General features: G+C 72.0%; 16 protein-coding genes and 1 rRNA gene. 8 read left to right on the plus strand and 9 right to left on the minus strand.

The window, feature by feature from the left end; all coding sequences use genetic code 11:
- Positions 1-191: 191 nt before the first annotated feature.
- On the plus strand, positions 192-923 hold the full coding sequence (locus AMK11_RS37765) for an Rv3235 family protein (RefSeq protein WP_073723771.1): 732 nt from the start codon (positions 192-194) through the stop codon (positions 921-923).
- Positions 924-1026: 103 nt separating this feature from the next.
- Here AMK11_RS37765 and secA read toward each other — a convergent pair whose 3' ends face one another.
- Entirely contained in the window at positions 1027-3873 is a 2847-nt protein-coding gene (gene secA / locus AMK11_RS06000; protein WP_073723773.1) for a preprotein translocase subunit SecA, read from the minus strand.
- A 276-nt stretch (positions 3874-4149) separates the two neighbouring features.
- On the opposite strand from secA, the gene AMK11_RS06005 reads away from it, so the two are divergent.
- Entirely contained in the window at positions 4150-4719 is a 570-nt protein-coding gene (locus AMK11_RS06005; protein WP_073723775.1) for a GNAT family N-acetyltransferase, read from the plus strand.
- Positions 4720-4775: 56 nt separating this feature from the next.
- Positions 4776-5951: a winged helix-turn-helix domain-containing protein gene (locus AMK11_RS06010; protein WP_073723777.1), complete on the plus strand. Its 1176-nt coding sequence runs from the start codon at positions 4776-4778 to the stop codon at positions 5949-5951.
- 3 nt (positions 5952-5954) lie between these two features.
- Here the strand turns inward: AMK11_RS06010 and AMK11_RS06015 are convergent, their stop codons facing one another.
- The 7 genes from AMK11_RS06015 to mtnA form a co-directional block, all read right to left on the minus strand.
- Positions 5955-6713: a response regulator gene (locus tag AMK11_RS06015; RefSeq protein ID WP_073723779.1), complete on the minus strand. Its 759-nt coding sequence runs from the start codon at positions 6711-6713 to the stop codon at positions 5955-5957.
- 224 nt (positions 6714-6937) lie between these two features.
- Complete coding sequence (gene hpf, locus AMK11_RS06020) at positions 6938-7630, minus strand: ribosome hibernation-promoting factor, HPF/YfiA family (RefSeq protein WP_073723781.1); 693 nt, start codon at positions 7628-7630, stop codon at positions 6938-6940.
- A 314-nt stretch (positions 7631-7944) separates the two neighbouring features.
- Positions 7945-8799: a ComF family protein gene (locus AMK11_RS06030; protein WP_073724009.1), complete on the minus strand. Its 855-nt coding sequence runs from the start codon at positions 8797-8799 to the stop codon at positions 7945-7947.
- A gap of 73 nt (positions 8800-8872) precedes the next feature.
- Complete coding sequence (locus AMK11_RS06035) at positions 8873-10711, minus strand: LpqB family beta-propeller domain-containing protein (RefSeq protein ID WP_073723786.1); 1839 nt, start codon at positions 10709-10711, stop codon at positions 8873-8875.
- A complete protein-coding gene (gene mtrB / locus AMK11_RS06040) occupies positions 10701-12779 on the minus strand; it encodes an MtrAB system histidine kinase MtrB (protein ID WP_073723788.1) in 2079 nt (692 codons plus the stop codon). The genes AMK11_RS06035 and mtrB overlap by 11 nt, the downstream gene beginning before the upstream one ends.
- Position 12780: 1 nt before the next feature.
- Positions 12781-13470, minus strand: coding sequence for a two-component system response regulator MtrA (mtrA, locus tag AMK11_RS06045; RefSeq protein WP_191862447.1), 690 nt, complete (start codon positions 13468-13470; stop codon positions 12781-12783).
- A 4-nt stretch (positions 13471-13474) separates the two neighbouring features.
- Positions 13475-14617 (minus strand): S-methyl-5-thioribose-1-phosphate isomerase, encoded by a 1143-nt coding sequence (gene mtnA / locus AMK11_RS06050; RefSeq protein WP_073723790.1) that lies wholly within the window; start codon positions 14615-14617, stop codon positions 13475-13477.
- A 140-nt stretch (positions 14618-14757) separates the two neighbouring features.
- Here mtnA and AMK11_RS06055 point away from each other — a divergent pair, with 140 nt between their 5' ends.
- Genes AMK11_RS06055 through AMK11_RS06075 form a run of 5 tightly spaced genes read left to right on the plus strand, consistent with a single transcriptional unit; the run spans position 14758 to position 20389 of the window.
- Positions 14758-16086: a glycerophosphoryl diester phosphodiesterase membrane domain-containing protein gene (locus AMK11_RS06055; RefSeq protein ID WP_073723792.1), complete on the plus strand. Its 1329-nt coding sequence runs from the start codon at positions 14758-14760 to the stop codon at positions 16084-16086.
- 4 nt (positions 16087-16090) lie between these two features.
- A complete protein-coding gene (locus AMK11_RS06060; RefSeq protein WP_073723794.1) occupies positions 16091-16873 on the plus strand; it encodes a DUF4129 domain-containing protein in 783 nt (260 codons plus the stop codon).
- The gene (locus tag AMK11_RS06065; RefSeq protein ID WP_073723796.1) at positions 16870-18090 is read left to right on the plus strand and encodes a DUF4350 domain-containing protein; all 1221 of its coding nucleotides are present in this window, start codon (positions 16870-16872) and stop codon (positions 18088-18090) included. Before AMK11_RS06060 ends, AMK11_RS06065 begins: the two co-directional genes overlap by 4 nt.
- Complete coding sequence (locus tag AMK11_RS06070) at positions 18090-19079, plus strand: AAA family ATPase (RefSeq protein WP_079187233.1); 990 nt, start codon at positions 18090-18092, stop codon at positions 19077-19079. Before AMK11_RS06065 ends, AMK11_RS06070 begins: the two co-directional genes overlap by 1 nt.
- On the plus strand, positions 19079-20389 hold the full coding sequence (locus AMK11_RS06075) for a DUF58 domain-containing protein (protein WP_073723800.1): 1311 nt from the start codon (positions 19079-19081) through the stop codon (positions 20387-20389). The genes AMK11_RS06070 and AMK11_RS06075 overlap by 1 nt, the downstream gene beginning before the upstream one ends.
- A gap of 105 nt (positions 20390-20494) precedes the next feature.
- On the opposite strand, the gene rrf is transcribed toward AMK11_RS06075, so the two are convergent.
- Positions 20495-20611: ribosomal RNA gene (rrf, locus tag AMK11_RS06080) — 5S ribosomal RNA — on the minus strand.
- Positions 20612-20679 lie beyond the last annotated feature (68 nt).

A 20679-nucleotide genomic window follows, 5' to 3' on the forward strand; every position in this document is an offset into this window, starting at 1 on the left:
GTCCCGGAACTCACCCGGTGGCCCCGCACCACGCCGGGCCTTGCGACGCCCCGACCACCCGGATAGGTGAATCTCCCTGGCCCTCGACCGGGTCGCGCCCCTCCTTGCCGCACCGTTCCGCCGCCCCGTACAAGATCCCCGACCACAAGTTACTGCCCGGTACCAGCCGGGCCGTCGAACCGGGGAGCCCCATGCGCAAGGTCATGACCAGGACGCCGTCCCGCCCGCTCCGCCTCGCACCGGCCAACGCCGTCGCGCCGGCCGCCACGGCACTCGCTCCCACGGACTCCGCGTCACGCGTCCCCGGCGCCGCGCCGCCCCGCAGGCCCGGCGGCGGCGCCGTACGGTCCACGGCACCCGGCGGCCGCCCGCCGGGCTCCCCGGGCCGGTCCTCGCGAGCCCGTACGCGGCCGGCGGACACCCGCCCGTCCACGACGGGGCCGGGCCGCACCGCCAGGACGGCTGCGCGCACGGCTGCCGGCGCCGCTCTGCCGGGCTCCGCCGTCCCGGCCGTACGCCGGGAGGCTCCGCCCGCGGCGGGGCCCGTGGTGCCCGCCCAGACCCCTCGCCGTCCGGTACCGCAGCTCCGCCCGACCGACCGCTTCGCCGAGCTGCTGCTCAACGTGCTCAGCGGCCGGCGCCCCGTCCACTCGATGCTCCGCCACACCGCCGGACGCGCCTACGACGAACTGGCCCACCTCGCCGAGCGCGGACCCCTGCGCACGCGCGGCACCCTCCCCGTCGTCCGTGACATCGGCTACTTCGAGCCCCGGCCGGGCGCCCTGGAGGTCTTCGCCCGCATCGGCGCGGGCGACCAGCTGCGCGCGATGGCCTTCCGCCTGGAGCAGGGCCGGGACCTGCGCTGGCGCTGCACGGCGGTGGAACTGGGCGGCCCCCGCAGGCCGCGCGCGGTCGACGACTGAGCCCTGCACGACGGCTGAGCCCTTCACCGGGAAAGGCCGAAGGGCCGGACGCAGGGAGGCGTCCGGCCCTTCGGCGGCCACGGTGCCCGCGGGCACCGCACGGTCACTTCTTGCGGCGGCGTCCGCCCTTGGCCTGCTTGCGGCGCTCCGCGCGGGTGAGGCCGTCGGACGAGGAGCGCGCGGGCTCCTCGTCGGTGGTGAAGTCGCCCTCGACGACACCGCCCTCGCCGTCCACGGTCGGCGCGGAGAAGTGCATGTTCCGGCGCTGCGGGGCGTCGAGGCCCTTGGCGCGGATCTCCGGGCGGGCGCCCGCCTGGGCCGGGACGGCGTCCTGCGCGCCCTTCTCCAGCGACGGCGCCGCGTCCTCGACCGGGACCTCCTCGACCTGCTGCTCGACCTGGACCTCCAGGTTGAACAGGTAGCCGACGGACTCCTCCTTGATGCCGTCCATCATGGCCTGGAACATGTCGAAGCCCTCGCGCTGGTACTCGACCAGCGGGTCCTTCTGCGCCATCGCGCGCAGGCCGATGCCCTCCTGGAGGTAGTCCATCTCGTAGAGGTGCTCGCGCCACTTGCGGTCCAGGACCGAGAGCACGACCCGGCGCTCCAGCTCACGCATGATCTCGGAGCCGAGCTGCTTCTCACGCGCCTCGTACTGCTCGAGGACGTCGTCCTTGATGGACTCCTCGATGTAGTCGGCGGTCAGTCCGGCCCGGTCGCCGGCCGCCTCCTCCAGCTCCTCGACGGTGACCTTCACCGGGTAGAGCTGCTTGAAGGCGCCCCACAGCCGGTCGAGGTCCCAGTCCTCCGGGAAGCCCTCGGCGGTCTCCGCGCGTACGTACGCCTCGATCGTGTCGTTCATGAAGTGCTGGATCTGCTCCTGCAGGTCCTCGCCCTCCAGGACGCGGCGGCGCTCGCCGTAGATGACCTCGCGCTGCCGGTTGAGGACCTCGTCGTACTTCAGGACGTTCTTGCGGGTCTCGAAGTTCTGGGTCTCGACCTGGGACTGCGCGGACGCGATCGCGCGGGTGACCATCTTGTTCTCGATCGGCACGTCGTCCGGGACGTTCGCCATCGACATCACGCGCTCGACCATCTGGGCCTTGAACAGGCGCATCAGGTCGTCGCCCAGGGAGAGGTAGAAGCGGGACTCGCCGGGGTCTCCCTGACGGCCGGACCGGCCGCGCAGCTGGTTGTCGATACGGCGCGACTCGTGGCGTTCGGTGCCCAGCACGTAGAGGCCGCCGAGGTCCTTGACCTCGTCGAACTCCGCCTTGACCGCCTGCTCGGCCCGCTCCAGGGCGGCGGGCAGGGCCGCGGCCCACTCCTCGATGTGCTCCTCCGGGTCGAGACCGCGCTGGCGCAGCTCCGCCTCGGCGAGGTCCTCGGGGTTGCCGCCGAGCTTGATGTCCGTACCACGGCCGGCCATGTTCGTGGCCACCGTCACGGAGCCCTTGCGGCCCGCCTGGGCGACGATCGTCGCCTCCCGGTCGTGCTGCTTGGCGTTGAGCACCTCGTGCTGGACGCCGCGCTTGCTGAGCTGCTGCGAGAGGTACTCGGACTTCTCGACCGAGGTGGTGCCGACGAGGATCGGCTGGCCCTTGCGGTGCTTCTCCTCGATGTCGTCGACGACCGCCTCGAACTTCGCGACCTCGGTGCGGTAGATCAGGTCCGACTGGTCCTTGCGGATCATCGGCCGGTTGGTCGGGATGGGCACCACGCCGAGCTTGTAGATCTGGTGGAACTCGGCGGCCTCGGTCATCGCCGTACCGGTCATGCCGGACAGGCCGGGCTGTTCCTTGCCGTTGTGGTCGTGGCGCTTGTAGAGGCGGAAGAAGTTCTGCAGGGTGATCGTGGCGAGCGTCTGGTTCTCGTCCTTGATGTCCACCCCTTCCTTCGCCTCGATCGCCTGGTGCATGCCCTCGTTGTAGCGGCGGCCGGCGAGGATACGGCCGGTGTGCTCGTCGACGATCATGACTTCGCCGTCGATGACGACGTAGTCCTTGTCCTTCTTGAAGAGTTCCTTGGCCTTGATGGCGTTGTTCAGGTAGCCGACCAGCGGCGTGTTCACCGACTCGTAGAGGTTGTCGATGCCCAGCCAGTCCTCGACCTTGGCGACACCGGACTCGTGGATGGCGACGGTGCGCTTCTTCTCGTCGACCTCGTAGTCGCCGGTCTCCTCGATGCCCTTGAGGGTGTTGCCGGCCTCGCCCTTCTTCAGCCGCGTGACCAGCTTGGCGAAGTCGCCGTACCACTTGGTGGCCTGGTCGGCCGGTCCGGAGATGATCAGCGGCGTACGGGCCTCGTCCACCAGGATGGAGTCGACCTCGTCGACGATGGCGAAGTTGTGACCGCGCTGGACGAGCTCGTCCTTGGACCAGGCCATGTTGTCGCGCAGGTAGTCGAAGCCGAACTCGTTGTTCGTGCCGTAGGTGATGTCGCAGCCGTACATCTCGCGGCGCTGGGCCGGCGTCTGGTTGGCCAGGATGCAGCCGACGTTCAGCCCGAGGAACTTGTGGACGCGGCCCATCAGCTCGGAGTCGCGCTCGGCCAGGTAGTCGTTGACCGTGACGATGTGCACGCCTTCGCCGGACAGGGCGTTGAGATAGGCGGGCAGGGTGCCGACGAGGGTCTTGCCCTCACCGGTCTTCATCTCGGCGACGTATCCCATGTGCAGGGCGGCGCCGCCCATGATCTGCACGTCGTAGTGGCGCTGGCCCAGGACGCGCTTGGCGGCCTCGCGGACGGTGGCGAAGGCTTCGGGCAGCAGGTCGTCCAGGCTCTCACCGTCGGCGTAGCGCTGCTTGTACTCATCGGTGAGGGCCCGCAGCTCGGCGTCGGAGAGGTCGACGAAGTCCTCTTCGATGGAGTTGACCTGGTCCGCGATGCGGTGCAGCTTGCGCAGGATCTTGCCTTCGCCTGCACGCATGATCTTCGAGAGGACGGACACGGGGGTTGGTCTCCTTGCCGGTCGGGCCTGGGACGGTCGATTTCCTGTGACGTACTGAGCAACGGCCATCGTATGCGAGGACCCCGCCGCCCCGGGAGCCCGCTGTAACGGGGACCGTGTGCTCCTTCATCCAGCTTCCGGTCTGCTGTCACCCGGTTCAACGTCCGGGCACCAGGGATGGTGCCGCACCGTCGGCGAATCGCGCGAAAAGTGACCGTCTGTTCACGCACGGCAAAAAGTTGGCGCCCACCGCGGACCGCCGCGCAGAATCGGCCGATGGAACCCGTCACGCTCGCCACCGACCGCCTCGTCCTGCGCACGGTGGGCCCTCAGGACACCGAGGCTGTGTACGCGGCCTGTCAGGACCCCGACATCCAGCGCTGGACGACGATCCCCTCCCCCTACCTCCCGGAGCACGCACGCGGCTTCACGGAGCAGATGGTCCCCGACGGGTGGGCGAACGCCTCGATGTTCACCTTCGGCCTCTTCCTCCCCGCCGGGGACCTGGTGGGGATGCTCGGCGTCACGATGATCTCCCTGGGCGTCGGCGAGATCGGGTTCTGGGGCACCAAGGAACACCGCGGCCAGGGCTACGTCACCGAGGCCGCCGTCGCCGTCTCCCGCTGGGCGTTCACCGAGCGCGCGATCGACCGCCTGGAGTGGCGCGCCGAGGTCGGCAACACGGCCTCCCGCGCGGTGGCCCAGCGCGCGGGCTACACCATGGAGGGCACGTTGCGCTCCGCGATCAACAACAAGGGCACCCGCCGCGACGTCTGGATCGGCTCGCTCCTTCCCTCGGACCTCGCCCTCCCGTCGACGGCCCCGTACCTGCCCGCACGAACCTGACCCGCACCCACCACGGCGCCGCCCACTGTCAGACCCACCCCCTATCGTGCCGACGTATGACGACCCTCCCGCCCCCCGCCACGGAGCTCTCCGCCGACGAGGCCCGCCGCATCGCCCTGCGCGCACAGGGCTTCCTCGGCGCCCCCGACCGCCGCGCGGGTGTCCGCGGCGTCCTCCGTCACCTGGGCGCGGTGCAGCTCGACACCGTCTCCGTCCTCGCCCGCTCCCACGAACTGATCCCGTACGCCCGCCTGGGCGCGGTGGGCCGCAAGACCGTCGAGGACGCCTACTGGCGAGACACTCACGCCTTCGAGTACTGGTCCCACGCCGCCTGCGTCCTCCCCATCGAGGAGTGGCCCCACTTCGCCTTCCGCCGCCGCGCCTACCGCGACCGCCCGCACTGGAACCACCGGCTCCCCGACGGCGTCTACGACCAGGTCGTCAAGCAGCTCCGCACCGAAGGCCCCCTCACCGCGACGGACCTGGGCGGCGCGAAGAGGACCAGCGAGTGGTGGGACTGGTCGGGCACGAAGGTCGCCGTCGAGCGGGCGCTCATGTACGGCGAGGTGGTCTGCGTCGAGCGCCGCGGCTGGAAGCGGGTGTACGACCTGGCCGAGCGCGCCGTCCCGGCCGCCCTGCTCCACGACGACCTGGACGACACCGAGTGCCTGCGCCGCCTGGTCCGCCTGGCCGGCCGGTCCCTGGGCGTCGGCACGCGCGCGGACATCGCGGACTACCACCGTCTCAAGGCCGAGCAGGTCGACGCGGTGATCGCCGACTCGGGCCTGGTCCCGGTCACGGTGGAGGACTGGGGGAAGCCGGCGTGGGCGGATCCGGAGGCCCTGCTGACGCCCCCGCGCGGCCGTCACCGCACGACGCTGCTCTCGCCCTTCGACTCCCTGGTCTGGGAGCGGGCCCGCACCGAGCGGATCTTCGGCTTCACCCACCGTCTGGAGGCCTACGTGCCCCGGCAGAAGCGGGTGCACGGCTACTTCGCGATGCCCGTCCTGGCCGGTGGCCGGCTCGTCGGCCGCGTGGACCCGGCGCGCGAGGGACGCACCCTGGTCGCCAGGCAGATAACGCTGGACGGCCCCAAGGCCGCCGCGCCGGTGGCCCAGGCCCTGGTCGAGGCGGCGGGCTGGGTCGACTGCACGGACGTACGGGTGGAACGGGTCGACGCGCCCGAGCTGCGCGAGGCCCTCACGGCAGAGCTGGCCCGCCTGCTCGCCTGACCGTCAGCGGATCTCGAGGATCTTCTCCCGCATCGCGTAGACCACCGCCTCCATCCTGGAGTGCAGCTGCAGTTTCTCCAGGATGTTGCGCACGTGGTTCTTCACGGTGTTCTCGGAGATGAACAGTTCCTTGGCGATGTCCCGGTTGTTCATTCCCGTGGCGACGAGCTTGAGGACTTCGATCTCGCGGTCCGTGAGCCGCGGCGCGGGCACCAGCCGGCGTTCGTCGGTCCGCTGGATCATCGACTTGAACTCGGTGAGGAGTTTCGACGCCATGGAGGGGCTGATCTGCGACTGCCCGTCGGCCACCGCGCGAATGGCGGTGGCCACCTCGTCCGTCGAGATCTCCTTGAGCAGATAACCCGTCGCCCCTGCCTTGATCGCGTCGTAGAGGTCGGCCTCCTCGTCGCTGATCGTCAGCATGATGATCTTGGCGCTGGGGGCCACCTCCTTGATGGAGGTGCAGGCCTCGATGCCGCCGCGCTTGGGCATCCGCACGTCCATCAGGACGATGTCCGGCAGCAGGTCGGCGGCCTTCTCCACCGCCTCGGCGCCGTCACCGGCCTCCCCGACGACCTGGATGTCCTCCTCGGCCGCCAGGACGATCTCCAGGCCGCGGCGGAACAGGGCGTGGTCGTCCACGACCAGGACCCTGATCGGCTCCTCGCGCACAGAGGCCGCGTCCGGGCCCATGCCGGGCGCCCGGTCGTCGATCCCGTCGTCGACGCCCTGGCCCCGCATCGGTCCGAAAGTCTCCGCCATGGTTCCTCCCCCTGAAGGCTGCGGCCCGTGGTCCTGAGCCATCGCCAACCCAGAGCAACGCCCCACCGGTTGGGCCGTTGCCGCCATGATTCCATGCCCGGCCGACACCGGGGTGACCAGCGGGCCACGAAGGGGTCGCACACCCTCGCGCACCGTCGCACACCGGTGCCCCTGGGGGCGCACACACGCTCCAGGGGCACCGGTTCCGCTGTCATCCGGCGTCGTCAGCCGCCCAGCGCATCGCCCGCCTCGGGAGCGTGCGCCTGGGTGACCATCGTGTCCGTCGTGAGGTGGATCACGCCGTAGTCGTAGGCGTGCCGCCGGTAGACGACGCTGGGTTCCTTCGTGTCGGAGTCGACGAACAGGTAGAAGTCGTGCCCGACCAGCTCCATCTCGTAGAGCGCCTGGTCCAGGCTCATCGGCGCGGCCACGTGGGTCTTCTCGCGGACGACGAGCGGGCCGTCGCCCTGGACCTCGAGCGAGCCGATCTTCTTGGTGGGTACCGCGTCCTGCTGCTCCTCGGGGACAACCTCGCCTTGCCCGTTGAGCGTCGCCGCGCCGGGAACGTGGTCGGCGACCTCGGCCGCCGAGATCCGGCGCGCGCCGCGGCGCGAGAAGCGCTTGTCGTGCTGCTTGCGCAGCCGGGCACCGAGCTTCTCCGCCGCCAGGTCGAGCGCCGCGTACGGGTCGCTCGCCGCCGCCTCCGCCCGGATGACCGGACCGCGGGAGCGGAGCGTGATCTCCACTCGGTCACAACGATCGGCCTGCCGGGGGTTCGGCTCCTTGGACACCTCGACGTCGAGGCTGATCACCTTGCCATCGAGCTTCTGGATCTTCTCCAGCTTCAGCTTCTCGGCCACGTGCTTCCGGAACCGCTCGGGCACCTCGGTCTTGCGGCCCTTGACGACGATGTCCACGCAGAACTCCGTTCCCGGATCGCTCCGCTTCCACGGCGGAGCATCTCCCTTTTGCACCAGGCCCCGGTCTGTCCCGGAACCTCGGACTCGGTGACGTCCACCTCCTCCCCCGTGGGCGGGATCTCCACTCCACCGGTGCGGGTGATGACGGTGAAAACCCGCAGCACGACATTCGGATTCAAGAGGTGTGGCCTGCGGCTTTGCCTCACAACCGAACATATCTCGCCCGGACGGATGTCGTCACCCTCTACCGCGGGGTACCTCCGTTCCGGTGAATTGATCCTCTCATCACCTGCAGCGACATAAGTTCTCAGTCAGTTCCGGTTTAATTCGAAAGAATCCGGCGAAGCCGCGACCACCGCCGCGCAGATCACTTCACCGATCACGCCACCGCCTCCGTTCGGACCCGCCATTCGGGGTCCGGCCTTCCGTTCCTCTCTGCCTTCCCCTGCCGCCGCGGGATACACAGCCGATTTCGCCGTCCAGTACGTTCCCGGACCCGTCGTCCACTCAGACACGCAGGGCCCTTTCCCAGCCGTCGCCGCGCGCAGGGCCCGCGCCGCCTCCGTCAGCGACGCCCCGGTCGTCATCAGGTCGTCGACGAGGACGACAGGTCCGCCGCCGCACAGCAGCCGGCCGCCACCGGGGACCACCGCCAGCGCGCCGGCCAGGTTGTCGAGCCGCTGCCGGGCACCCAGGCCCGACTGGTCGGCCACGGCGTGCCGCTGCCGCAGCACGGGCAGCACCCGGGCCGGGGTCCCGGTCCGCCGCAGCTCCCTCGCGGCCGCCAGAGCGATCCGCCGCGCCGGGTCGTGCCCCCGCGTCCGCACCGCCCGGCGGGCCGACGGAACGGGCACGAGCAGCACCGGCCCCCGCGCGCGTACGGCCGCCCGCACCGCCCCGGCCAGCGCCACCCCGAGCGGTGCCGAGAGCGCCAGCACGCCCCGCTCCTTGTGGGCCAGCAGAGCGGCCCGCACCTCGTCCGCGTACCGCGCGGCCGCGTGCACCACCGGCAGCCCGGGCGGCTCCGGCACCGGCCGCACCCGGCCCGGCGCGGCCCCGCTCAGCGCCGTACGGCAGCGAGGGCACAGCACCGACCGGGCCCTGCCGCAGCCTCCGCACTCGGCCGGCAGCACCAGGTCCGTGAGGTCCCGCCACCATTCCCGCACGGCCACCACTGTGCCAAGGCCCGTACATCTCCACCAGGCCTGTGGAAAACGCGGGAGAGCCCCGCGGGGACCGTCACCCCGGATAGACCGGCGCCGTCCCCTCCGTCACCTTCTGCCACTGCAGCCCGGACGGCAGCCGCACGATCAGGTCCTCCGAGTACGCCACCAGCGGCAGCGTCTCGTCCTCGGTCGCGGCGATCTCCTTCACCCCGGTCAGCGCGGCGGGCACCGAGACCTCCGGTGTGGAGCCGTCGACCTGGACGTACCCGATCTGCTGGACGCCCCCGCGCTCGCGTCCGACCACCACGAGCCGGCTGTCACCGGCCCAGGACATGGCCGTGACCTCCTCCAGCTCGGGGGTCGCGGAGCGCAGCTCGAGGACGGTGACCGCGGACTGATCTCCCGCCTTCCCGTCCCGTTCGATCCGCCCGATGAGCAGCGAGCGCTTGCCGTCCTTCTCCACGATCAGCGCGATCCGCACACCGTCGGCCGCCACCCGCACCGCCTGGATCCGCCCGTCCAGGCCGGGGGTCCGCACCTCCAGCGGCTCGCCCGCGCCCTCCTTCAGCAGCAGCAACCGGGGGTCGGCCGGGTCGCGGTCGGCGATCCACAGGTCGCCCTGGGCGTCCCAGCTCGGCGGTGTCAGCCGGTCCTGCTCCGCCTTGCCCTCGCTGACGAGCACGGGCTCACCGAGCGAACCGCCCGACACCAGGGAACCGACGTACAGCGACTTGTTGTCGAGACCGACGGCGGCCGCGCTGTGCTCGTTGCGCGAGACCGCGACCGACCGGAGGCCCACCGCGCCCTCGCCCAGTGCCCCGGGGACGGGCTCGGCCCGCGTCCCCTTGCTGCCGGCGGCGATGCGCACCAGGCGGTCCCGGTCGTCGACGAAGTACAGATAGTCGGGCCGGTGGGCCGAGCCGCGCATCGCGACCGTCTCCGCCCGGTCCTCGGTGAGCGAGCACAGCTGCTCGCCACCCGCGCGCAGCTCGACCTCGTCCACCACCGGAGTGAGGCTCTGCACGGTGAACAGGAGCTGCGCCGCCATCTCGTCGCACTTGTCCCTGCCGACGCCGGCCGCCTTGTCGTTCAGCGGCACCGTCAGCTTGTTGTGGTCGTCGGGCGTCAGCGGGTCGGTGGTCTTCGCAAGCGCCGTACCCGTGGGGAAGCTCGACCGGACAACGGGCCCCAGCGTCCGCGTCGGCCCGCTGAACAGGGACTCCACCACCTGGGTCATCGGGTCCACGAGCCGGCGCACGTACACGGGATCGGCGACGGCCGCCGGCTGCCGGCTGGTGCCGGCCCGCGTGGTGGGAGAGGTGTTCGAGGCGAAGAAGTACTTGTTGACGGACATGTAGGTGCGCTGGAAGTCCGACTTGCCCATGATGACGCCCTGCGGCAGCACATCGATGCGCCACTGCCGGTTCTTGCCGGCCCGGGTGAGGTGGACCGACTCCCGGTACTCCCCCTCCGCCGGCGTGTACGACTGCTGCGCGTCCACCGTGGCGACCCGGGTACCGGTCAGGGTGACCGAGTAGTCGTTGGCCTCCTCCCGGTTCCCCGAGTGGTCGGTCTCCGTTCCCGGCCCGCCCGCCAGCACCGTCGTCGACCGCTGCGGCCGCCACGTCCTGGCCGCCTCACCCGTCAGGTACTTGCGCGCCGTCTCGTACTGCGGATCGTTGCTGGTCAGCGCCTCCAGGAAGCCCTGGACGATCTCCGTGGGCGGGGCGTCCTCACGCGGCGGCATCGCGAACACCCGCACCTGCGGGTCCTGCCGCGGCGTGGAGTCCACCCCGCGCACGTCCCCGCTGTCGGGCATGGACGCGCAACCGGCCAGCAGTACGACGCCACAGACCGCGTACGTCACCGCGCGCGCCGGCCGCCGGCCGCTCCCCTCGCGGTCAGCGCCCACGAGTTGCCTCCCCTTGCCTGCTCGATTCCTCCGGCCCGGCGTCCTGGCGGCTCGCCGCCTCCGGCGCGGACCCGTCGTCCTGTCTCCGGGCGCCCGACTGGGGCCGCGGCACCACGCGCGCGCCGTTGCCGGGCAGCGCCGTCGGGTCGGCGGTGGGTGCCGCCGTCACCGACCGCGGCGGAATCGGTCCCCGCGCGGACACCGAGGCCGCCTGACCGGCCGACGTCTGCGCCGGTACGGTGGCCGCCTTCTCCGTGTCCCGCGGCGCGGCGGCGTCACCCAGCCCGGCGCCCTCCAGCCCGCGGTTGCGCCGCGAGTCCGTCGGCTCCAGCGGTATCGGCGAGCCCCGCAGCGGCTCGTCGGCGGTCCTGGGCAGCGTCAGCCGGAACTGCGAGCCGCCGCCCGGCTCGCCCCAGGCCTGCAGCCAGCCGCCGTGCAGCCGCGCGTCCTCCAGGGCGATCGACAGGCCGAGACCCGTGCCGCCGGTGGTACGCGCGCGTGCCGGGTCGGCCCGCCAGAAGCGGCTGAAGACCCGGGTGGCCTCTCCCGGCTTGAGTCCGACGCCGTAGTCGCGCACCGCCACGGCGACGGCGCCGCCGGCCGCGGCGAGCTTGACGACCACGTCGTTGCCCTCGCCGTGCTCGACGGCGTTGACGACGAGGTTGCGCAGGACGCGCTCCACACGCCGGGCGTCCGCCTCGGCGACGACGGGCTGCTGGTCGCCGACCACGCGTATCCGCGTGCCCTTGCGCTCCGCGAGCGGCTCGGCCCCGGTGACGACCCGCCGTACGACCTCGCGGAGGTCTGTCGCGTCGGCCTCCAGCGCCGCCGCGCCCGCGTCGAAGCGGCTGATCTCCAGCAGGTCCGCGAGCAGCGTCTCGAACCGGTCCAGCTGGTCGGCGAGGAGTTCCGCCGACCGCGCGGTCACCGGATCGAAGTCCACGCGCGCGTCATGGATGACGTCGGCCGCCATCCGCACGGTCGTCAGCGGCGTGCGCAGTTCGTGCGACACGTCGGAGACGAACCGCCGCTGCATCCGCGACAGGTCCTCGAGCTGGCTGATCTTCAGCTGCAGGTTCTGCGCCATCTTGTTGAAGGCCTCGCCGAGCCGCGCGATGTCGTCCTCGCCGGTGACCTTCATCCGTTCCTGCAGCCGCCCGGCGGACAGCCGCTCGGCGACACCGGCCGCCATCCGCACGGGCGTGACGACCTGGCGCACCACGAGCCAGGCGATCGCCCCGAGCAGGACCACCACGAAGAGCCCGGCCGTCGCCAGGGTGCCCCTGACCAGGCTGAGGGACTTCTCCTCCTGCGTGAACGGGAACAGGTAGTACAGCTGGTACGGCTCACCGTTCGGGTCGTTGACCTGCTTGCCGATGACCAGGCCGGGCTGGGAGGGCTGGTCGGAGTCGTAGACGATACGGGTGTAGCTCTGTGCCGCCGCCGTGCTGCTGTCGATCCGCTCCCGGAGTTCCTCCGGCACGCTGACCGACCAGTTGACCACCCCGGAGGCGCGCGGACCGCGTCCGCTGCCGCCTTCGCCGCCCATGGGCAGGGTGACCACGTCGAAGGCGCCCTGGCCGCCGCTGGAGAGCGACTTCACCAGCTCGCTCATCCACTGGATGACGTTCTGCGAGGGACGGCCGTCCCCGACGGACGCGCCGTCGTCGCCGGTGACGCCCGCATCCTCCTCGGCCCGCTGCTTGGCCACCGCGAACCCGCCGGTGGCCTGGCTCTGGGACGCCTTCACCTTGGCGTCCAGCAGGCCGTTGCGGACCTGTCCGATCACGACGAAACCGAGCAGCAGCACCACGCCCAGCGACATCAGCAGTGTGGTGACGACGACCTTGAGCTGGATGTTGCGCCGCCACAGCCGCATGACGGGCAGCAGCGGCCGGCGCACCCAACGCATGAACAGCCGGAGTACCGGGCTGCCCTGCACCCCGCCGTTCAGCAGCCCGCCCTCCAGCAGCCGGTTCCAGCGGGAACCTGCGGGCGGTGGGCCGACAGGCCGTCCGGCGCGGGCCCCGGACCGGCCGGGCGCCGAAGCGGCACTGTCCCTGCTCATGTCAGCTCGGCCCGGCCTTGTAACCGACGCCACGGACGGTCACCACGATCTCCGGCTTCTCCGGGTCCTTCTCGACCTTGGAGCGCAGCCGCTGCACATGCACGTTGACCAGCCGGGTGTCGGCCGCGTGCCGGTAGCCCCACACCTGCTCGAGGAGCACCTCCCGCGTGAACACCTGCCACGGCTTGCGGGCCAGCGCCACCAGCAGGTCGAACTCCAGCGGCGTCAGCGCGATCGACTGCCCGTCCCGCTTCACGGAGTGACCGGCCACGTCGATGACCAGGTCGCCTATCGCGAGCTGCTCCGGCGCCGGCTCCTCCGACCTCCGCAGGCGCGCCCGGATACGGGCGACCAGCTCCTTCGGCTTGAACGGCTTCACGATGTAGTCGTCGGCGCCCGACTCCAGGCCCACCACGACGTCGACGGTGTCACTCTTCGCCGTCAGCATCACGATCGGCACACCCGACTCCGCCCTGATCAGGCGGCACACCTCGATGCCGTCCCGGCCGGGCAGCATCAGGTCGAGCAGCACCAGATCGGGCTTGGTCTCCCGGAAGGCGGCCAGCGCCTTGTCGCCGTCGGCTACGAACGATGGCTCAAAACCCTCACCACGCAGCACAATGCCGAGCATCTCGGCCAGTGCGGTGTCGTCGTCGACGACAAGGACTCGTCCCTTCATAAACGCCATCATCCCATTAGCTAATCGTGACCTGGCGTGACCTGGCACACAGCTCGGCGAGGGCCTCGGCGGTCACGGGCGAGACCGCGCCCTCCTCGGTGACGATCGCCGTCACCAGCTCGGGCGGGGTCACGTCGAACGCCGGGTTGTACGCCTGGGTCCCCAGGGGTGCCACCGGAATCCCGCCTCCCGCTCCCGTCACCGGCACCTGCGGTGCTGTGACCTCGGTCACTTCATATCCGGGGCGCTGTTCCACCTCGACGGACGCCCCGTCCGGCGTGTCCGGGTCCACCGTCGTGACCGGAGCCACCACGATGAACGGCACATGGTGGTACCGCGCGAGCACGGCGAGCGGATAGCTGCCCACCTTGTTCGCGACCGAACCGTCGGCCGCGATGCGGTCCGCACCGATCAGCACCGCGTCCACCTCACCCGCCGCGAACAGCGAACCGGCCGCGTTGTCGGTGAGCAAGGTGTACGGCATGTCGTTGCGCGCCGCCTCGTAAGCCGTCAGGCGAGCACCTTGCAGCAACGGACGCGTTTCGTCCACCCACAGGCGCCTGAGCCGCCCTGCCCGGTGCGCGGCGAGCGCCACCGCGAAGGCCGTGCCCTCACCTCCCGACACCAGCGAACCGGTGTTGCAGTGCGTGAGGACCCGGTGCCCGCCCGCGGGCAGCAGCTCGTCCAGCAGCGCCAGCCCGTGCGCGGCCATCCGTGCGCTGGCCTCGGCGTCCTCCTGGTGCAGCGCCCGCGCGGCGGCCAGCGCCGCCGTGGCGGCCTGACCGGCGTCACCGGTCCTGGCGAGCGCCTCCTGATGGGCGGCCCGGGCCCGGCGTACGCCGACGGCGAGGTTCACCGCCGTGGGGCGGGCCCCCGCGAGCGCGTCCGCGGCCTCCGCCACGTCGAAGCCCCGGACGGCGGCGAGCGCGACACCGTAGGCGCCCGCGACGCCGAGCAGCGGAGCCCCGCGCACGGCGAGCGAACGGATCGCCTCCACGAGCGCGGGCGCGTCCGTGCAGACCAGCTCCACCTCCTCGGCCGGCAGCCTGGTCTGGTCCAGCAGGACCAGCACCGGGCCCTCGGGAGGTTCCTCCCAGCGCAGTGCCGGAATCCCCGTCGGCCGCTTGTCCTCGCCGCTTCGCGCGTCCTGATCAGCCATGCGGTCAGTCTGCCCCCTGCCCGGCGGACAATTGAAGGTGCGCACCCCGTACCGCGCCCGGTCCGCACCGGAGCACCCCATGGCACGATGGCTGCCAACCTGCCGCCGCGACCGCGGACGGGCACCGTGAAGGAGCGACGATGAACGACACTCCGGGCTGGGCCTCGCCCGGATCCGCCCCGTCCGACGGGCGGGAGCCCGGCGCGTCCGGCCCCGCCGAGCCCGCCGACCGGCCCGCGCAGCCCGCGGACCCACCGGGCGCGGAGCCGGTGGACCCCGGCAGGAAGTGGTCCAAGGAGCAGCCGCCCCCGGGCCAGTGGTCCGCCCCATCCGGCCCCGGACAGGCCCCGCCCCCTCCCCCGCCCAACGCGGGCTGGGGCACCCCGCCTCCTGGCGGCCCCGGGGGTCACGGCGGCGGCTACGGAGGTTACGGCCCTCCCGGCGGCTACGGCGGCGGCTGGGGAGGCGGATGGGGCGGTCCCCCGCCCGCGGCCAAGCCCGGTGTGATCCCGCTCCGTCCGCTGGGCGTCGGCGAGATCCTCGACGGCGCCGTCTCCACCATGCGCACCTACTGGCGCACGGTCCTCGGCATCTCGCTGACCGTCGCGGTGTTCACGGAGATCATCGTCGTGCTGCTCCAGGGCCTCGTCCTGGACGACGTCGGCTCGGAGGCCCTCAACGACCCCGACGCCACGCTGAGCGAACTCGGCGACGCCATGGCCGACACCACGATCAACTCGGGTGTCATCTTCCTGATCTCCCTGATCGGCACCGTCCTGGCCACCGCCCTGCTGACGACCGTCACCAGCCGCGCCGTGCTCGGCCGGAAGGTGACCATAGGCGAGGCCTGGCGGGACGCCCGCCCGCAGGTACTGAGACTGTTCGGCCTGATCGTCCTGCTCCTGCTGATCGTCGCCGGCATCGTCACGGCCGGTATGGCCCCGGGCCTCGTGGTCGCGGCCACGGGCGCCGGCGGGGCCGGCCTGGCCCTGACCATCCTGGGCTTCCTCGCGAGCGGCGTCGTCGCGGTGTGGCTCATGGTCCGCTTCTCGCTGGCGTCCCCGGCGCTGATGCTGGAGAAGCAGGGCATCAAGAAGGCCATGAGCCGTTCCACGAAGCTGGTACGCGGCTCCTGGTGGCGGGTCTTCGGCATCCAGCTGCTCGCGACGATCATCGCGAACGTCGTCGCGTCGATCATCGTGATCCCGTTCGCCTTCCTGGCCGCGGCCCTCAGCGGTGACGGCGTCGGCGGCTTCATCGAAGGCACCGGGAGCCTCGGCTGGACCTTCCTCATCGTCAGCGGGATCGGCTCCGTGATCGGCTCGATGATCACCTTCCCGATCACGGCGGGCGTCACCGTGCTGCTCTACATCGACCAGCGCATCCGCCGCGAGGCCCTCGACCTCGACCTGGCCCGCGCCGCCGGGACACAGGGACCCGGCGCTCCCGGCGCCAACCCGGGGAGCTGATGCGGTGAGCCGGGCGGGGGGAGTTCTCACGGAGGTGCTGTCACGCACCGCCGCACGGACGGTGTCGCACGCCGGCGACCGCCCCGTGCTGTCGCTGCCGCACGCCGGCGACGAACCGCCGGTGACCATCCCGCGCGACCCCGCGCGGGAGGCGGCACGGCGGGAGCTGTCCAAGCGGATGTACCACGAGAACGACCCCAGCTGGTTCCAGCGGGCCCTGAACGCCTTCTGGGACTGGATCGACGAGCTGTTCAGCAGCGCGTCCTCCGCCACCCCCGGAGGGGCGCTCGGCCTCGTCGTCGTCATCGTGGCCGTCCTGGCCGTGCTCGGCGCCCTCTGGTGGCGCCTGGGCACCCCCCGTCGCCGGCCGGTCTCCGCCCCCGCCCTGTTCGACGACCGCCCCCGCAGCGCCGCCGACCACCGGGCCGCAGCCGACGCGCACGCCGCCCAGGGCCACTGGAACCAGGCCGTCCAGGAACGCATGCGGGCCGTCGTCCGCGCCCTGGAGGAACGCGCCCTCCTCGACGCCCGCCCCGGCCGCACCGCCGACGAGGCCGCCCGCGAGGCGGGCCGCGCCCTGCCCGGCCACGGCGAGCGGCTGCACGCCGCCGCCCGGGACTTCGACGACGTCACGTACGGCGGACGCCCCGGCACCGAGCAGTCGTACCGCAGGCTCACCGAACTCGACCGCGACCTGGAACGCAGCAAGCCGCAACTGGCGACCAGCACGGCCGGCGGCACGGCCGACGCCGCGGAGCGCGACACCCGCCCGGGAGCCGCCGAATGACCACCGAGGCCACGCTCCCCACCACCTCGGCCTCGCCCAGCGCCCGCCAGGTATGGACCCGCGCCCGGGGCATCGCCCTCGCGCTCGTCGTCCTGCTCGCCGGCGCCGTCGCGATCGCCGTCGTCCGCTCCGACGCCCGGCACGGCCAACTCGACCCGCGCTCCGCCGACCCCTACGGCAGCCGGGCCGTCGCCGAGCTCCTCGCCGACCGGGGCGTGTCCACCCGCGTGGTCACCACCCTGGACGACGCCCGCGCCGCCGCCGGCCCCGACACCACTCTCCTGGTCGCCGTCCCCGACCTCCTGACCGAACGCCAGCAGACACAGCTGCACTCCGCCACCGCAGGGTCCGGCGGCCGCACCCTCCTCGTGGCCCCCGGCGGCCCCGCCGTCGAACGCCTCGCCCCCGGCGTCACCGCCGACCCCGCGCTCAGCTTCGACTCGACGCTGGCCCCCGCCTGCGACCTGCCCGCCGCCCGGCGCGCGGGCACCGCCGACACGGGCGGCCTCCGCTACAGCAGCAGCCACATCGAGGCCGACGCCTGCTACCCCAGCCGACGCCTCGCCACCCTGCTCCGCATCCCCGACGCAGCCGGTGAGCCGGCCCGGGAAGGCACCCCCGGCGACACCATCGTCCTCGGCGCCCCCGACATCCTCTACAACAACCACCTCGACGAGCACGGCAACGCCTCGCTCGCCCTGCAACTCCTCGGCTCCCGCGACCATCTGGTCTGGTACCTCCCCTCGGTCTCCGACACCACAGCACCGGACGACGAACGCAGCTTCTTCGACCTGCTCCCCTCCGGCTGGCTCTGGGGCACCCTGCAACTCTTCATCGCCGCGGCCATCGCGGCCCTGTGGCGGGCACGCCGGCTCGGCCCCCTGGTGCCCGAGAAACTCCCTGTGGCGATCCGCGCCTCCGAAACCGCCGAAGGCCGCGCCCGCCTCTACCGCAAGGCCAACGCCCGCGACCGCGCGGCCACCGCTCTTCGCTCCGCCACCCGCACCCGCCTCGCCCCCCTCGTAGGCACCCCCGTCGCCCAGGCACACACGCCCGAGGCTCTGCTCCCTGCCCTGTCCGCCCACCTCCGCGGCGAACACGGTGACGGACAGACCCTGCACACCCTCCTCTTCGGCCCGCCGCCCGGCGACGACGCGGCCCTCATCGCCCTCGCCGACCAACTCGACGCCCTCGAAAGAGAGGTACGCCGTCCATGATGGACCCGACCACTGACAACGCCGGGCAGACCGGGGACGCGGGCAACGCCCGTGCCGCCCTGGAGGCCCTGCGCGCCGAGATCGCCAAGGCCGTGGTCGGCCAGGACGCCGCCGTCACCGGCCTCGTCGTGGCACTCCTGTGCCGCGGCCACGTCCTCCTCGAAGGCGTCCCCGGCGTCGCCAAGACCCTCCTCGTCCGCGCCCTGGCCGCCGCTACGGAACTCGACACCAAACGCGTCCAGTTCACCCCGGACCTCATGCCGAGCGACGTGACCGGCTCCCTGGTCTACGACGCCCGCACCGCCGAGTTCTCCTTCCAGCCCGGCCCGGTCTTCACCAACCTCCTCCTCGCCGACGAGATCAACCGCACGCCCCCCAAGACCCAGTCGTCTCTCCTCGAAGCAATGGAGGAACGCCAAGTCACCGTCGACGGCACCCCCCGCCTCCTCCCGGAGCCCTTCCTGGTCGCGGCGACCCAGAACCCGGTCGAGTACGAGGGCACCTACCCCCTCCCGGAAGCCCAGCTGGACCGCTTCCTCCTCAAGCTCACCGTCCCCCTCCCCTCCCGCCAGGACGAGATCGACGTCCTCACCCGCCACGCCTCCGGCTTCAACCCGCGCGACCTGCGCGCCGCCGGCGTACGCCCCGTCGCGAACGCCGCCGACCTGGAAGCAGCCCGCGCGGAGGTCGCCAAGACGTCCGTCTCCCCGGAGATCACGGCCTATGTCGTCGACGTCTGCCGCGCCACCCGCGAGTCGCCGTCCCTCACCCTCGGCGTCTCCCCGCGCGGAGCCACGGCACTGCTCTCGACGGCCCGCGCGTGGGCATGGCTCACGGGCCGCGACTACGTCACCCCGGACGACGTGAAGGCCCTGGCCCTCCCCACGCTCCGTCACCGCGTCCAGCTCCGCCCCGAGGCCGAGATGGAAGGCGTGACCACGGACTCCGTGATCAACGCGATCCTCGCCCACGTCCCCGTCCCCCGCTGATGGCACTCACCGGACGCGCCGCGCTCCTCGCGGCCCTGGGCTCACTCCCCGTCGGCATCTTGGATCCGAGCTGGACCGGCATCCTCGCCGTCAACGGTCCGCTCGCCGTCGCCTGCGCCTGCGACTTCGCCCTGGCCGCCCCCGTACGACGCTTGCGCCTGACCCGTTCCGGCGACACCTCGACGCGCCTGGGCGACACCGCCGACATCACCCTGACGGTCACCAACCCGTCCAGCCGCCCGCTCCGCGCCCACCTGCGAGATGCCTGGCCGCCCAGCAGCTGGCAGCGGGGCACGGAGACGGCGGCCTCCCGCCACCACGTGACGGTGCCCGCCGGTGAACGCCGCCGCGTCACCACCCGCCTGCGCCCGACCCGCCGGGGCGACCGTCAGGCCGACCGGGTCACCATCCGCTCCTCCGGTCCTCTGGGCCTCTTCACCCGCCAGGGCACTCACCGGGTCCCGTGGACGGTGCGGGTCCTTCCTCCCTTCACCAGCCGCAAGCACCTCCCCTCGAAGCTCTCCCGTCTCCGGGAACTCGACGGCCGCACCAGCGTGCTCACTCGTGGTGAGGGGACGGAGTTCGACAGCCTGCGGGAGTACGTCCCTGGAGACGACACCCGTTCCATCGACTGGCGCGCCACGGCCCGCCAGTCCGCCGTCGCCGTACGCACCTGGCGCCCCGAACGGGACCGGCACATCCTGCTCGTCCTCGACACCGGCCGCACTTCCGCCGGCCGCGTCGGCGATGCCCCGCGCCTCGACGCGTCCATGGACGCCGCTCTGCTCCTGGCCGCCCTGGCCTCCCGCGCCGGCGACCGCGTCGACCTCCTCGCTTACGACCGTCGTGTACGGGCGATCGTCCAGGGCCGCACGGCGGGCGACGTACTCCCTTCCCTGGTCAACACGATGGCGACCCTGGAGCCGGAGCTCGTGGAGACCGACGCACGCGGCCTCACCACCACCGCACTGCGGTCCGCCCCCCGCCGCTCCCTGATCGTCCTCCTGACCACACTCGACGCGGCCCCGATCGAAGAGGGCCTGCTCCCTGTCCTGCCGCAACTCACCCAGCGCCATACCGTCCTTGTGGCGTCGGTGGCCGATCCGTACATCTCCCGGATGGCCGGGGCCCGTGGGAACACGGACGCCGTCTACGAAGCGGCGGCGGCAGCGCAGGCTCAGGCAGAGCGGCACCGCACCGCGGAGCGGCTCCGCCGGCACGGAGTCTCGGTCGTCGACGCGGTCCCTGACGAACTGGCCCCGGCCCTGGCCGACGCCTATCTGGAGCTCAAGGCGGCAGGACGCCTGTAAACGGCGAAACGGCGGGGCTCTCCCGCCCCGCCACCCCAGCGGTGCTTTCCCTCAAACGCAGAAAACCCCGCACCGTTCCCGGTGCGGGGTTTCCTCGCAATAATTGTTCGGCGGCGTCCTACTCTCCCACAGGGTCCCCCCTGCAGTACCATCGGCGCTGTAAGGCTTAGCTTCCGGGTTCGGAATGTAACCGGGCGTTTCCCCTACGCTATGACCACCGAAACACTATGAAACTGACAACCGCACCGTCCGTGACCATGGACGGGGTTGTTCGTGGTTTCAGAACCAAC

Origin of the sequence: Streptomyces sp. CB02414, from assembly GCF_001905385.1 — a bacterium.
Taxonomy (GTDB): domain Bacteria; phylum Actinomycetota; class Actinomycetes; order Streptomycetales; family Streptomycetaceae; genus Streptomyces.

Excerpts from the sequence above, each read along its gene's own strand:
- AMK11_RS37765 (WP_073723771.1), top strand. The coding sequence starts at position 192 with ATGCGCAAGGTCATGACCAGGACGCCGTCCCGCCCGCTCCGCCTCGCA.
- AMK11_RS06005 (WP_073723775.1), top strand. The coding sequence starts at position 4,150 with ATGGAACCCGTCACGCTCGCCACCGACCGCCTCGTCCTGCGCACGGTG.
- AMK11_RS06010 (WP_073723777.1), top strand. The coding sequence starts at position 4,776 with ATGACGACCCTCCCGCCCCCCGCCACGGAGCTCTCCGCCGACGAGGCC.
- AMK11_RS06015 (WP_073723779.1), bottom strand. The coding sequence starts at position 6,713 with ATGGCGGAGACTTTCGGACCGATGCGGGGCCAGGGCGTCGACGACGGG.
- mtrB (WP_073723788.1), bottom strand. The coding sequence starts at position 12,779 with ATGAGCAGGGACAGTGCCGCTTCGGCGCCCGGCCGGTCCGGGGCCCGC.
- mtrA (WP_191862447.1), bottom strand. The coding sequence starts at position 13,470 with ATGATGGCGTTTATGAAGGGACGAGTCCTTGTCGTCGACGACGACACC.
- mtnA (WP_073723790.1), bottom strand. The coding sequence starts at position 14,617 with ATGGCTGATCAGGACGCGCGAAGCGGCGAGGACAAGCGGCCGACGGGG.
- AMK11_RS06055 (WP_073723792.1), top strand. The coding sequence starts at position 14,758 with ATGAACGACACTCCGGGCTGGGCCTCGCCCGGATCCGCCCCGTCCGAC.
- AMK11_RS06065 (WP_073723796.1), top strand. The coding sequence starts at position 16,870 with ATGACCACCGAGGCCACGCTCCCCACCACCTCGGCCTCGCCCAGCGCC.
- AMK11_RS06070 (WP_079187233.1), top strand. The coding sequence starts at position 18,090 with ATGGACCCGACCACTGACAACGCCGGGCAGACCGGGGACGCGGGCAAC.
- AMK11_RS06075 (WP_073723800.1), top strand. The coding sequence starts at position 19,079 with ATGGCACTCACCGGACGCGCCGCGCTCCTCGCGGCCCTGGGCTCACTC.